Source organism: Candidatus Palauibacter sp., from assembly GCF_965237495.1.
GTDB lineage: Bacteria > Gemmatimonadota > Gemmatimonadetes > Palauibacterales > Palauibacteraceae > Palauibacter.
Genome location: NZ_OZ250143.1, coordinates 4,084,756 through 4,098,651, shown reverse-complemented (window position 1 = coordinate 4,098,651; position 13,896 = coordinate 4,084,756). Strand labels below are relative to the sequence as shown.

General features: G+C 68.5%; 9 protein-coding genes. 1 reads left to right on the top strand and 8 read right to left on the bottom strand.

Annotated elements, in window-relative coordinates:
- Nucleotides 1–17 precede the first annotated feature (17 nt).
- On the top strand, nucleotides 18–530 hold the full coding sequence (locus ACPXY0_RS18060) for a winged helix-turn-helix domain-containing protein (RefSeq protein WP_423926977.1): 513 nt from the start codon (nucleotides 18–20) through the stop codon (nucleotides 528–530).
- On the opposite strand, the gene ACPXY0_RS18055 is transcribed toward ACPXY0_RS18060, so the two are convergent.
- From ACPXY0_RS18055 to ACPXY0_RS18020, 8 genes are all read right to left on the bottom strand, one after another.
- Entirely contained in the window at nucleotides 498–1,592 is a 1,095-nt protein-coding gene (locus ACPXY0_RS18055) for an IS630 family transposase (RefSeq protein WP_423926975.1), read from the bottom strand. The two genes, ACPXY0_RS18060 and ACPXY0_RS18055, sit on opposite strands and share 33 nt — an antisense overlap.
- 660 nt (nucleotides 1,593–2,252) lie before the next feature.
- Entirely contained in the window at nucleotides 2,253–2,369 is a 117-nt protein-coding gene (locus ACPXY0_RS18050; RefSeq protein WP_423926973.1) for a hypothetical protein, read from the bottom strand.
- 124 nt (nucleotides 2,370–2,493) lie between these two features.
- A complete protein-coding gene (gene pbpC, locus ACPXY0_RS18045; protein WP_423926971.1) occupies nucleotides 2,494–4,932 on the bottom strand; it encodes a penicillin-binding protein 1C in 2,439 nt (812 codons plus the stop codon).
- Nucleotides 4,929–10,553: an alpha-2-macroglobulin family protein gene (locus ACPXY0_RS18040; protein WP_423926969.1), complete on the bottom strand. Its 5,625-nt coding sequence runs from the start codon at nucleotides 10,551–10,553 to the stop codon at nucleotides 4,929–4,931. Before ACPXY0_RS18040 ends, pbpC begins: the two co-directional genes overlap by 4 nt.
- A 21-nt stretch (nucleotides 10,554–10,574) precedes the next feature.
- Entirely contained in the window at nucleotides 10,575–11,513 is a 939-nt protein-coding gene (locus ACPXY0_RS18035; RefSeq protein WP_423926967.1) for an aldo/keto reductase, read from the bottom strand.
- A 38-nt stretch (nucleotides 11,514–11,551) separates the two neighbouring features.
- Complete coding sequence (locus tag ACPXY0_RS18030) at nucleotides 11,552–12,538, bottom strand: ATP-binding protein (protein ID WP_423926965.1); 987 nt, start codon at nucleotides 12,536–12,538, stop codon at nucleotides 11,552–11,554.
- Nucleotides 12,531–12,809, bottom strand: a complete 279-nt coding sequence (locus ACPXY0_RS18025) for a hypothetical protein (protein ID WP_423926963.1) — start codon at nucleotides 12,807–12,809, stop codon at nucleotides 12,531–12,533. Before ACPXY0_RS18025 ends, ACPXY0_RS18030 begins: the two co-directional genes overlap by 8 nt.
- Nucleotides 12,810–12,842: 33 nt before the next feature.
- The gene (locus ACPXY0_RS18020; protein WP_423926961.1) at nucleotides 12,843–13,844 is read right to left on the bottom strand and encodes a methylenetetrahydrofolate reductase; all 1,002 of its coding nucleotides are present in this window, start codon (nucleotides 13,842–13,844) and stop codon (nucleotides 12,843–12,845) included.
- Nucleotides 13,845–13,896 lie beyond the last annotated feature (52 nt).

Genomic DNA, 13,896 nt, shown 5'->3' with positions numbered 1-13,896 from the left:
TGGGATAGGAGTCATCCATGGCAGAACAGGCAATATCACAGGAACAGCTCTTCCTTCCGCTACTGCACTTCATTGCCGATCACGGCGGTGAAATAGGTCGCCAAGAGGACAACCTGCTCGACGCTCTTGCTGATCGGCTCGGACTAACACATGAGGAACGCCGCCGGGAAACCGGAGGAGGTGGGCGAAACCAATGGCGGGCGACCGCTGAGTTTTCGCGAGAGAAGCTCATCGAGCAGCACGGGGCGATTGAGACGGGGAGCCCACGCGGGATCTGGCGTCTTACAGACCGCGGCTGGGAGATAGTCAAGTCTCCTCCCCCTGAGATGGAGGAACGCTTTCGGGCGTGGCAGGAGGCGCGAAGGAACGCGAGGCCGGAGGGCGCCCCTCCACCGCCATCTCGACCTTCAGGACGCGTATCCGCCCGGCTAGAGGACATGCGCCAGACGCTCGCTCGTGAGGTCACGGAGACCCTGCGCATCAAGCGCAACGGCGAGCTAGTGTCGTGTCCCAGAGATAGCTGTACATAGTCTCTGGATCTTCCGGAGGATGGAGTCCGCGGTGGCGGTCCACATGAAGGGCTGCGTGCCTGAGTTGTTGTAGTGCTCGGTGAAGCGGAGGATCTTTTCCTTGAGCTGGGTGACCGAGGAGAAGGAGCCGCGGCGGATTGCCTTCTGGGTGATGATGTTGAACCAGATCTCGACCTGGTTGAGCCAGGAGGAGTAGGTGGGAGTGAAATGGATATGGTAGCGTGGGCGGGCGGCGAGCCAGCGCTTGACCTTGGCATGCTTGTGGGTGCTGTAGTTGTCGACGACGAGGTGGACGTCGAGGCCGGGAGGCACGCTGGCGTCGATGTGCCCCAGGAAGCTCAGGAACTCCTGATGACGATGCCGCGGCTTGCACTGGGCGATGACCTGGCCGGTGGCCACGTCCAGGGCGGCAAAGAGGTTGGTGGTGCCGTGACGGATGTAGCCGTGCGTGACGCCTTCGACGTATCCGAGCCCGAGGGGCAGGAGAGGCTGGGTTCGCTCCAGCGCCTGGGTCTGGCTTTTCTCGTCGACGCAGAGCACCATCGCGCCTTCGGGCGGGTTGAGGTAGAGTCCGACGATATCGCGGACCTTCTCGGCGAAGAACGGATCGGTGGAGAGCTTGAAGTGCTTCTGCCGGTGAGGTTGGATGTTGAACGCTCTCCAGACGCGATGAACCGTGGACTTCGACACCCCCGCCGCGTCCGCCATGGAACGGCAACTCCAGTGCGTGCTGCCGTCGGGAGGCTCGGTCTCGAGCGTCCTCCGCAGCAGCACCATGACTTCGTCATCTTCGATGGACCGCGGCTTTCCCGGCCTGCGTTCGTCGTACAGGCCCATCAGGCCCTGGGTTCGGAAGCGCTGGCGCCACTTGCCGACCGTCTGCCGGCTGGTGCGGACCCTCTCGGCAACCGCCTTGTTGTCCAGGCCATCGGCGCACAGAAGCACGATCTCCGCACGGCGCACGAGCCCGGCGGGCAGGCTGCGCGAACGCACCAACGACTCGAGTTCCTCACGGGCACCCTGACTGACTTCGAGCTCCTTCAACGGACGTCCCCGGGGCATGGTCTCTCCCTCGTTCAGGTGGGTGAGGGGAAAGGTGCCCTGTTGCCGTCACTATGTCAACGTATTTACGGGACATAACACTAGCTCGGGCGCTTCGTGAGGTGTATGAATATCGATGTCAACTTTGCGGCTCCGACGAATCCGCCATTTCACGGATTCCAATGGCAGACGGGCGCTACTACGTCGAGGCTCATCATGTCCAGGGGCTCGCCGAAATCGCGGCCCGATACGAGCACGGGCAGCTGGACGAATCGGAGTATTCGCACCTTGCCTCTCCGGATAACGTCGTGGTCGTATGCTCCTATCATCACATGTTGATCCACCACCACGACCCACCCATCGAGTTCGTACAGGACGAGCTGACATTCCGCACGGCGGACGGATCAACTGTGTTGCCGATAGTATTGCGGTTGGGATCCCATCTTGACCCGATCCCTAGCGGCGGGGAGGGCGTATGACGGTCGCAGATATCTTCCGTTACTCGAAGGTCGAACGGCTTGAGGCTCCCGACGGGCAACGGGGCGTCCGAACTGGGTTTCGCACGGGGGGGTCGATCCGTCGGTGGATCGTTTCCAGGATGGTGCCGTGAGCGCGAGGGGGTGAGAAGTAGAGGTACGGGGTTCGGTCCAGTCGCGTGATCGGCTCCTCGCCCGCCGGCCCTCAGAAGCCTTGGGCCAGTTCCCGCATGCGCCGCTTCGTCGCGTCGTCGGGCAGGCGGCCGAAGGCGGCCTGGATGTTGTCCTCCATGTGCTCCGGATTCGTCGTCTCGGTGAGCACGCACGTCACGGCGGGATGTGCGAGGATGTACTTGAGCGAGAACTGCGCCCAGCTCAGCGCAGTCGAACTCGGATGCTGGTGCTCTCCGGCGGAGAGATCGTCATCGCCCCGTGAACGAACAGCCTCACCGGGGTTGGCCCGCTCCCTCCGCCCTCGCCAGCACCTCGAACCCCCGGCGCGCCCGGTTCCCCATCTCGTCCACTATCGTCATGACATGCCACCCATCGGCAACGTCCAGCGCCTGCTCGTGGAAGACGCTCGTCGATCCCACATAACGGTCGTCCAAGTGCCAGTGGAGGGTGGCGTCCGGGTCCCGGTGCGCCGCCGCGAAGACCGCCCGCCCCTTCCGCCCCCCCAGCTCGACCGGGATATAGATGCGGGTCCCGTCATCCGGGTACAGGAAATCGACCGGACTGCGCGCCGACGCCTCGGCCGAGGTCTCTGCGCAGTCCGCCCGATCAGCCGGCAGCGGACGATATCCGGCATTCCAGCGCCGGTAGAACGACTCCTGCCCGGGGGGCAGCGCGAACCAGGTCTCGTGTGACATCGCATGCACGGACTCGCACCTGCCGTGAACGCGCAGTCCGCTGGACGGATCCAGATGCACCGTTCGGTGGTGCGGGCTCGGGCGCTCGAAGTGGCTATCCCTCGGGGCCCAGGCCACGGTGGTTTCGCAGCCCCCCGCGGCGCGATACCCGTCGGACCGGCACACCTTCACTTCCCTCAGGTGCGCGTCCGGCCTGGGGAACCACGCTTCCCCCTCCAGGCGGTTCACGATGTCGAAGAGCACCGGCGCGGCGGCTCCGATCCCGGTCAACTCCGGCCGCCCCTCCCCGCTCGCATTCCCCGCCCACACCCCCACCGTGTACCGTGCCGTCACGCCGACAGCCCAGCCGTCCCGGTGACCGTAGCTGGTTCCCGTCTTCCACCCCACCCTTCGCCCGTCCCCAAACACACGCCATTGGGATTCCGCCCCGGGCCGGGCCACATCGACCAGGGCCTCCAGAGTCAGCCACGCGGCCCCCACGCTCAGCGAGGCCCTGCCAGCGGTCGCGGGCGGCGCGTCCGCGAGGATTCGTGGGCGGTAGAGACCGGGCGCAAGTCCCCCCGCAGCTCGCCCACGCGCGAGCTCCCCGGCGGCTTGTCCGGATGCCGGCGACCCCGGGCCACCCCCGATCCGCGCCACATTCGCATACATCCCCGTGATGTCCCACAGCGTCCCCTCGGCCCCCCCGAGCACCAGCGTCAGCCCGTAGTCGCCGGGCGGACGATGCAACGTGGTCATCCCCATCCCGCGCAGGAAGTCGTAGAACCGGTCCACCCCGTGGCGCCGCAACATCCACACGGCAGGCACGTTCAGCGAACGCGCCAGTGCCGTCCGGGCCGGGACCGCTCCCCGGAACTCCCGGTCGTAGTTCTCGGGCCGGTATCCCGCGAACCGGGACGGAATATCCGGCACGAGCGTCTCGGGCAGGATCTCCCCCGCGTCCAGCATCCGCGCGAAGAGCAGCGGCTTCAGGATGCTCCCGGTGCTGCGCGGACGCCGGATCAGGTCGATCGCGTGGCCGGTGCCCTCACCCACCGCCCACCGGCTGTTGCCCACATACGCGACCACTTCGAAGGTGCGGTTGTCGACCACGAGAGCGGCCAAGTGGCGGATGCCCATCGAGGCCAGCGAGCGCGACTGCCGCGACGCGACATCTCCCACCAGTCGCTGCAGCGCCGCGTCCAGCGTGCTCGCGTACCTCCGCCCCGCCCCTCCGTCCCCCGCCGCCAGCGTCTGCAGCAGATGTGGCGCCACCTGTGGCAACGGCTGGGGCGCGTCCGGCAGCGGTTCCAGCAGGGCCAGCTCCAGCTCCTCGGCGTCGATCGTCCCGGTTTCCTGCAAGCGTCCCAAGAGTCGGTCCCGCTTCTCCAGCAGCTCGGCACGGCTTCGCCCCGGATGCACCGCACCCGGGTTGTTCGGCAGGACCGCCAGCATCGCGGCCTCCGCCCAGGACAGATCGGCGGGCCCCCTGCCGAAGTAGCGCCACGCCGCGGCCTCCAGCCCGACCACGTTCCCGCCGAAGGGCGCGTGGGCGGCGTAGAGTGCGAGCACCTCGTCCTTGTCGGTGCCGAGTTCGAGCCGGAGCGCGAGCGCCGCCTCGACGAACTTCTCCCGGTAGGTGCGGGGACGGGAGCCGCGCGACATGCGGATCACCTGCATCGTGATCGTGCTGCCGCCGCCTACTACCTTGCCCGCTCGCAGGTTGGTCCACGCCGCCCTGGCCAGCGCGAGCGGGTCGACCCCGGGGTGCCAGCGGAAGCGCTGGTCCTCGGCGGCGATCACGGCGGCCGCGAACTTCCCGGGAACCGAGTCGCGCCCGGGAAAACGCCACTGCCCGTCCGACGCGATCCGCGCGCCCAGCAGCGACCCGTCACGCGCCTCCAGGACGGACGACACCGGGTCGTCGAAGAGTGGGTCGGGAAGCCGCGTGGCGAAGCCGCTCGCCACGACGAAGCCGGCGGCCGCACAGGCCCACACGGCCGCTCGCCGGGGCCGGCGCGCCCACAGAAGTCTCACCCCTCGTCCCCCCCGCCCTCGGCCACGCGCACCCTCATCCCCTTGATGCGCGCGTACACCGAGGCGTCGTACATGGCCTCGACCGACACCGTCGGCAGGTAGTAGTCGCCCAGATAGGCGGCGTTGAATCGCATTGAGAGGGTGAGCCGCTCTCCGCCGCCCAGGGAGAAGTAGGTGAGGACCCGGTCGTCGCGCACTTCCTGGTAGTCGATGCGGTCGTCCACCGGCCCTTCACCCTCATCCATCCTCGCGTTGTGAATCTCCCACCCCGACGGCGCGCGGTACTCCAGCGCCAGATCCCGCAGGTCCTGTCCCGACTCGTTCCGGACCGTGACCCTGGCCACCAGGTCGGTCCCCTGCAGAAGCTCGCGGACATCGACCTGTCCGCCGTCCGGGTCTGTGTAGATCACCCCGACCGCCAGCCCGGACGAAGCCGCCGCCTCGTCCCCCGCGGCGGGCGAGCCCCGGGTCACCAGACTGACGAAGAGCGGCGTGTCCGAGGTGTTCCTCACCTCCACACGACCCCCTTGCTCCGCGATCCCCGCGAGATGCTCGGAATAGACCGGGGAAGAAGACACCGCCTCCGTCACATCGTCCCCCGCCCGGCGCTCGAAGGTGAACGTCCCGGACCGCTCGCCCAGCCCATAGAACCGTGCCATCGCCTGGAGAGCGTAGGCGACGGAATGCGTCCCGTGCCAATCGTCCGAATAGAGGGCGGCCGAGATCTCCTCGGCGACCCGGGTCGCCTGGGTCTCGCGGTCCAGCGTCACCAGGGCTTCGAGTTGAATGCCGCGATCACGCAGCGGAGATCCCATGCTCCAGCCGGGCGCCGCGTACTCCGCGATCCGGTCGTCGTCGCGAAGCAGGCGGACACCGGGCCCCACCCCGGCGAGTCCGTAAGCCGCTGCGAGGTGCCAGCGGGCCGCGGTCGCCAGACCGCCCGTCTGACGCAGCCGGTTCATGGCGCCGACCTCGTAGTCGCCGGCCCGCGCGAGCGTGTACAGCCGGTATGCCTGGTCCATCGCCGGCGTGTCACCGCGGCTTCTCCACGAGCGCGCGCGGCGGTTCTGGTGGGCTTTCCAGCTCGAGATCACCTCCGGATCGACGTAGTAGCCCAGCCGCTCGGCCTCGATCATGAAGTGGCCCGCGTAGTTCGTCACCCATGCGTTGCGGGCGTTCGCGGTCGAATACGTGCCCGGCCAGTACGAAAACCCGCCGGACGACACCTGGAACCCCCGCAGACGGTCGATCCCGGCCTGCACGTTCTCCTCCACCCGAGCCCGGTCGTCGGCGTCGAGGTTCACCAGCAGCGGCAAGTACATCTGCGCGAAGACCGCCGAGACGATCTGCTCCAGGCACCCGTGCGGGTAGCGCACGAGGTATCCGAGACGCGCCTCGAGGTTGAGCGGCGGGAGCGGCGTCACCTCCAGCGTCGCCGAGTTGGTCCCCGGTATCCCGTGCGGATCCACCTCGGCGCTCCACTCCTCGCCGGGCGCGATCCGGGCCCTCAGCTGGGTGGCCGTGGCGGGGTTCGTCATGCGGATCGGCAGGGCGATCTCCGAGCGCGCGCGGTGCTCTCCGGCCACCGCGGCGAAGCGCAGGACGCCCACGCCGGGCCGGTCGCCCGCGCGGATCCGCAGCCGCGCCAACTGCTCCTCGGCGCCGTCGAAGGTGACCGTTTCGCTGGCGCTCCCCACCACCTGGAACTCCTCGCCGACGTCCAGGGTCACGGTGGCCCGTTCGATGCCGTCCTCCATTGCGAAGAGCGACACCGGAACAGCGATCTCCTCACCCGGACCCACGACGCGGGGCACCGTGGCCAGGAGCGACAGCGGCTGCCGTACGAAGACCGACTGCGAGGCCGAACCGTAGGCGCCTTCGTGGCCCGCGACGACCATCACGCGCACCTGCCCGATGTACTCCGGGATGTCGACCGAGTGCGTCCCGATCTGCCCGGGCCGCAGGGTGAACGGCCCCAGAAACCGCACCACCGGCGGGAACCGGCCGCGCTCCCGCTCCTGCAGCTCCACCGCGTCGTCCCCGCCCAGGGCGAGCAACCGCTCCAGTTCCGCGCTGTAGGCACCGGCCACTTCGTCGAAGATGTCCCAGGTGGAGACCCCGAGCGCTTCCTTGCTGAAGAAGTGCTCGTGCAGATCGGGCGTCTCGTAGTTGGTGAGGCCCAGAAGCCCTTCGTCCACAACGGCAAGCGTGTAGGTCATGGGCCGGTCCGCCACCTCGGACACCCGCACGGTGACGGTCGTATCGGGACGCCACTCTTCGGGAACCGCGATCTGCGGCCGCAGCACCGTCGCCGGATCCTCCACCTCGAGCGGAATCACCCCGTAGAGGCGGATCGGCCGGTCGTTGGCGCGGTCCGAGTGCGGCTGGATCAGGCTGACGCCCACGTAGACGTTCGGGCTCATCTCCGCGGTGATCGGTACCTCGAAGCGCCCGCGCCCGCCGCCCATCTCCACCCAGCGCTGGTCGAGGATCCTCGTACCCGTTTCCAGGGTGACGAGCGCCCGGCCGGTGTTCGCCTCCGGCAGCTGAATCTCGGCTACGTCGCCCACCTGGTAGCTCGTCGTGTCGGCCAGCAGCGTGAGCGCACTCGCCCCGGCGCCCGACTGCTCCTGCGGCCGGCCGGCCCAGCCGGGCCAGTCGATGTACACGGTCCTGCCGGTGCAGTGCCCGCCTTCGGTGTCGCACGCCCGCAGCAGATACCGGCCCCAGTCCGGGTAGCTGACCCTGAAGTTCCAGCTTCCGCGCCCGTCCGTCGTGGCGACCCGCCCCCGGGCCACCACCGAGCTGTGCTCCGACTCGGAGTAGCGGGCCAGCGATTCCGCGGAGCGGTCCCACCACCAGCGCCAGTCGATCTTGTAGAGGGTGAGGTCGACCGAATCGGCCGACACCGGCTCGCCGTCGGGCGAAAGCGTCGCGACCCGAACCGTGTGCACCGTGTCGGTGAGGAGCATGCCTCGCCGCGTGTCACCGAGGGGTAGCCGGACCCCGACGTAGCGGTCGTAGGGGGAGAAGCGCAGGCTGCGCCGGTTGGTGCTGAAGGCCCCGCCCGGCTCGAAGATACGGGTGGTGAAGGTTGCCGAAAGCATCCCGGGGGAATGGCCCCCGGGTGCCAGCTCCGTGGTGAAGGCGGCATGGCCCTCGTCGTCCAGCGTGCCTTCGAAGACCGTGAGCGGCTCATCGGAGTAGTCGCGCGCGGGGTCGTCGAAGACGAAGTCCGAAAACCGGGTGAAGGCGGTGGGGACGGACCGGAACCTCACCTGCACGTCGGTGTTGAGCTGGCGCGCCACGGCACCGCTCAGCCACTGCCCCACGAGGGTGGCTTCGTGGCGCACGCCGCCCTGAAGAAACTCGCCTTCACCCAGATCGAGCTCCACCTTCAGGCGGTTGGGCATGACGGTTTCGATCTTGAGCGGGGTCGAGAAGCGAGCCCCTCCGACCTCGACGGCCGCGTTCCAGTTCCCGGTGGGTGCGTCGGCGGCCGTCCTGAGCGCGAAGGCGTAGAAGTCGCCGACCGGGTCGGCGTTGGTGACCGTGTGAACCACTTGGCCCAACGGATTGAGGAGTCGCAGGGTGGCCGGGTGGCCTGCCGGCAGCGGATTGTCGGCGTCGTCGACCACGAAGGTGAGGTGGATGTCGTCGCCGGGACGCCACACCCCGCGCTCGCCGTAGATCGCCCCCTTGAGCCCCTCGGCCACGACTTCGCCACCCACGTCGAAGTGGCTGGTCGGCAGCGCCATGCCGGGGCTCATCTTCAGGTAGCCCCTCTCTCCGCCCCGCGTGGCCACCGCGTGGTGGGGCTCCGAGGGAAGCGTGGTGCGGGCCAGTCCCCCGGGTCCCGTCACCACGGTCTCGAGCGGCTGGTTCTGGTAGTTCATGAACGTCACCGCCACGCCGCGCATCGGTTCGGAGGTGCGCAGGTCGGTGGTGGCGACCAGGGTGCCGCCCCGGGCGTCCCGCTTTGCCGTCATGCCGATGTTCGAGGCCAGGAAGTTACGCGAGTCGCCCGCCCGCGAGGACCAGCGGAAGTAGGCATCGACGCAGGGGTCGTTCCGGTCTCTCCAATCGACGGAGCCCTGGTAGGAGGCCTCGATGGCGTCCCAACTGCTGGGCGAGCTCCCCGCAGCCTCCAGGTCGGCCGGCCACGGTTCCTCGAGCACGGGGATCCGATCCTGTGCCTCACTGCACGCGAAGGTGGAGTTGCCGCGGTTGAGCGACAGGGTCAGACGGACCAGGCTTCCCGAGGAGGCGCGCACGACGTCGCTCACATCCAGCGTGTACCGCGTCCAACCCCCGCCCGGTTCTTCCGGCAGCTCGACCGTGCGCCGCCACAGGGTGCGTCCGGTGCGCCGGAGTTCGCGGCCTTCGGACAGGTCGTTGGCCTGCAGGAACTGCCCGATGTTGGTCTCGTACACCCGAAAGGCCGTGACCTGCACCGAGTGCACGTTGGCCGCCTCGATGGGGACGGTCAGCCGGTCAGCCCGCGGGAGCACCACGCCGCGCCCGGCGAAGCGCACGCCGGGCTTCACGTCGACAAACGTCACCTCGGTCTCGTGGCGCTCCTCGAGCCGCTTGCCGTCCGCGCTCCGCAGCCCCTCCTCCAGCACGACCGTCACGGGCCCGATGACGCGGTCGCCGGGGATGATCCGGAGTGCGTTGCCCTGCACCTCCAGAGTGATGCTCTCCTCGCCCAGGCTCACCAGCCCGTTGAGGTTCTGGTTCGGGTCGAGCGGGTCGGAAAACCGAACCAGCGCGTACTGTCGGTCGTCCGACTCGGCGCGCACGGAGATCATCCGGAACACGTCCTGCGCCGGGATCGGGATGTCCCGAGTTTCCCGCGAGGAGGTCCCGATGCCCCGTCCGTCCCAGCGCAGCCGGACCTCGTCGTCGCGCCCGCCGCGGGTCACGCCTTGAACGGCGAAGCGATGATTGAGCCCTTCAGGGCCGTGTTGCCACCGAATCTGCAGGTCGGCCCCGTCCTGCTCGGCGCCGAGAACGCCCTCCACGGCCTCCGACTCCGCGAAGTCCGCGGTCACGATCGATCCGGTCAGAACGAGAGCGTCCTCCTCGCCGGACTCCGCGTCCAACCCGTCCACAAGAAGTTCCAGACGTTGCTGCATGACGCTGAAGTCGAACTGGTAGTCGCCCAGGTCGTCGGGCAGGCCCAGCAGACCCTCCCGGACGAGTGTAACGCGATACTCCTGTCCCGAAGGCAGGTCCGCGGCGGGTGCGAAGACGAGCTCACGGGTGCTGACGAAGGTGGCCGCGCCCTCCACAGCCGGTTCGAGGACGAGCACGCCGGTCGTGGGACGGCCTATGAGGTACTCGCCCGCCACATCCTGGGTGAAGACGATCGTGATCCTGTCGCGTTTCGAAATGACGCCGTAGGTGCGCTCGCTGATCAGCGATCCCCAGCGGGGGTCCTCTGGAGGGGCGGACTCGTCGCATCCTGCGAGGGTGAGGGCGGCGAGGGTGGTGGCCAGGCAGAGGAGGAGGCGGGGGCGCGGTGCTCGGTGGGGACCGTGGGCGGTCCGAGCGCGGCGGGTGATTCTGCCGCGCGCTGCGGGGGACAGAAAGGCGAAGTGAGGCGGGAGCAGGACCATGACCGTTTCCTCCGGAACCCTTTAGAAGTCTTGAACCAGCTCACGCATGCGCCGCTTCGTCGCCTCGTCCGGCAGGCGGCCGAAGGCGGCCCCGATGTTGTCCTCCATGTGCGCCGGATTCGTCGTCTCGGTGAGCGCGCACGTCACGGCGGGATGCGCGAGGATGTACTTGAGTGAGAACTGCGCCCAGCTCGCGCAGTCGAACTCGGATGCCCATTCGGGCAGCGACCGTCCGCTCACGCGTCCGAAGTAGCTGCCGTTCATGAACGGACGGTTGATCAGAACGCCCATCCCGAGGTCCCGGGCGAGCGGCAGGAGCCGATTCTCCGCGTCCGGCTCCATCACCGAGTAGTTCATCTGAACGAAGTCGAGGGGTTCCGCTCTCATGAATGACTCGAACTGATCGTGCTGTCCGGTGCTGGAGGTGGTGACACCGATGTAGCGCGCCTCCCCCGAGTCCTTCCACCGGAGCACGTTGGGCCAGTGCACGTCCAGATCGCGCATGCTCTCGACCTGGAGCAGGTCCAGGGTGCGGCCTCCGACCAGCCGCTGGTTCTGCCGCATCTGCTCGATGCCCGACGCTTCCCCGTCCGTGTTGATCTTCGTTGAGACGAAGAGCCGGCCGCTGAACTCCGGCGCCGCGAGGACCTGACCGAACTCCTCGTCGATCTCCGGCGTGCGGGGCGAGGTGTCGACGACCCGTCCCCCGTGTTCGAGGAGCATGCGGATCACGCCCGCCACAGGCTCGGTCCCCTCGGTGGGGATCTCGAGCACCGGCTTCGAGGAGCCGAAGCCGACGATGGGCAGCGTCTCCTCGGTCCCCGGGATCGGCCGCGTGGGCAGCATGTCCTGGGCCGACAGTGTGTTCCCGAGCGCCGGGGGCCGGGTGGCCAGCACCGCTCCGGCACCCACCAGACTAATCAGGAAGTCGCGGCGCGTCGTGTCATTCGGGATCGCCATGGAGACCGTCCTCGCAAATCGCTCGGTGGCGCTATGGATCAGGGCCCCAGCGCCCCTACCGGGATCACGCTCACCCCATCCTCCCGCGTGTAACCATACCCGCTGCTCACGATCACGCCCAGCGACGTCGGCTCGCCCATACGGTCCGGATCCACCTTCCGTGCCAGCCGGAGGAGGTTGTCGGCACCTTCATCTGCTCTTCCCTCGCCGAGCTTGACCTCGAAAGCCGCCCAGCGACCGTCGTTGCACTGAACGATCGCGTCCACCTCGAGGCCGGCCTTCTCGCGGTAGTGAAACACCTCGGCGTCCGTAGCCTGGGCGTACACCCGCAGATCCCGTACGACCAGCGACTCGAACAGGAATCCGAGGAAACCGAGGTCGCGGAGTAGCCGGGCAGGTGTCGCTCGGACGGCGGCCACCGCGAGTGAGGGGTCCGCGAGGTGCCGGATCGGCTTGCTCCTCAGCACCGACCTGGAGCGCAGGTGGGTGGGCCACGCAGGCTGGTTCTCAACGATCATGATCCGTTCCAGCGCCCTCAGATACTCCGCGGCCGTGTGCTCCTTGATGGCGGATACGCCTTCGCCGGTGTCGGAGGCGAGGGTCGCGGTCGCGGCGGGCGTCGCGACGTTCCGGGCCAGGGACCGGAGGAGCATGCCCACCCTCACCGGATCCCTCCTCCTGCCGTCCCCGTTGGTGATGTCCAGGCGACGGATCTCGTCCAGGTGATCCCTGTTCGCGTGGAGCGCCGTTTGGGTGGTGCTTTGGAGGTTCAGGGGCCAGCCGCCGACGCAGATCAGTTCCGCCAGATCATCGAGCGGGATCACCGACCTGTCCGCCGCGACGCGGCCCCCGTCCAGGAGGCCCGCCAGCGAGACTTGGCCCGAAGAGCGACCCAGTTCGAAGAGTGAGAACGGGCGCATGCGAAGCCGGGTCAGACGTCCGGCCCCGGTGTGGCGGGTTGCGTCGTCGGCCGGAACCGCGGATCCAGTGAGGATGAACTGACCCGGGAGGCCGCGATCATCCACCGCCCTCCGCCCTCCGCACGTGATTCCAGATCGCCGGCTCCAGCTGCCATTCGTCGATCAGCCTCGGCACGTCGCCGATCAGGACGCGGGCCGGTTCGAGACTGGCCAGGCGCCGGGCCACATCGTCGACGTCCAGCCGGGCTTCGCTGGCAGCGATTTGCCGCGCCGTGGTGGTTTTTCCGCACGCCCGCGGGCCCTCGATCACCACCGCTCCGGTGGCCTTCAGGCGCTCGGCCAGTTCGCTGTCGACGACTCTGGGGCGATAGGTCATGCACCCACCTTAGTGGACTTGATCGGACGTGCGCTACACGAGGATGCTAGCGGTTGGGAGAGCCTCCGGGAAGGGACAGCGGCAGATTCGGCAGTCGCATAACGGCAGAAACGGCACTACTACAACGGCATGAATGGCATCTATTCGGGAGCATCTCCTGTCAGGGTGGCAGTGCGTGACAGCCATCCGGCGGCGTCCGCCAGACCGCCGAAGGTGAACAGGTGAATGTCGACGCAGGCGTCCCCTCGCGTGACGGCAACGTGACAGCCATCCGGCGGCGTCCGCCAGACCGCCGAAGGTGAACAGGTGAATGTCGACGGCAGGCGCCTTCTCGCGGACGGCCAGATGCGAGGCCAGCGCCAGCGCAATGGGGGTCGGCGACCATCTGCCCGCCAACCGTGCGACGCCGGGCTTGCGTTTCAACGCCCGGGCGGACGCCCCGACGCCGCAGCGGACCGCGTATCCGATCAGCGTGCGTAGCGCGACGGGCCCCGGCACCCCGATGCGAACCGGCAGCGTGCAACCGGCCTTCCTCGTCCGCGCCAGCCAGGCGAGAGCGGGGGCGGGCGAGAACACGAACTGCGTCACCACCCAGAGCTCCGAACCCGTCGCCCGGGCGTATTCCGTCTTGCGCCGAAGTGCTTCATCCAGATCGGCCGGGCCGACGAAGGGATGCCCCTCCGGATACGCCGTGACGCCAAGCCGCCGCAGACCGCGCTCGGCGAGTAGCCCGGAGTCCAGCAGGGCCGGCGTATCGGGGTACGGGCCGGCGGGCGCGGCGCGGTCTCCGGCCACCAGCATCAGGGAATCCACCCCTGTCTCCACCAGCGCGGACAGCCAGTCGCCGAGCTCGTCCGGGCTCCGCACCGAGCGCGCCGACAGGTGCGGCACCGGCTTCATGCCCGCCGCCAGCACCCGTTCGCAGGCGGCGATCGTGTCCGGCCACCGGCCCTTCGGCGGGAACGGCACATAGACGGCGGCACCGCGCGGGAGGTGGCCGACGAGAACTTCCGGCGGAGGCACCTTTCGCGCCAAGACCTCCACGGAGGCACCGAGGGCCAGGTCGCAAAGCGCGGCCCGAGTCCGG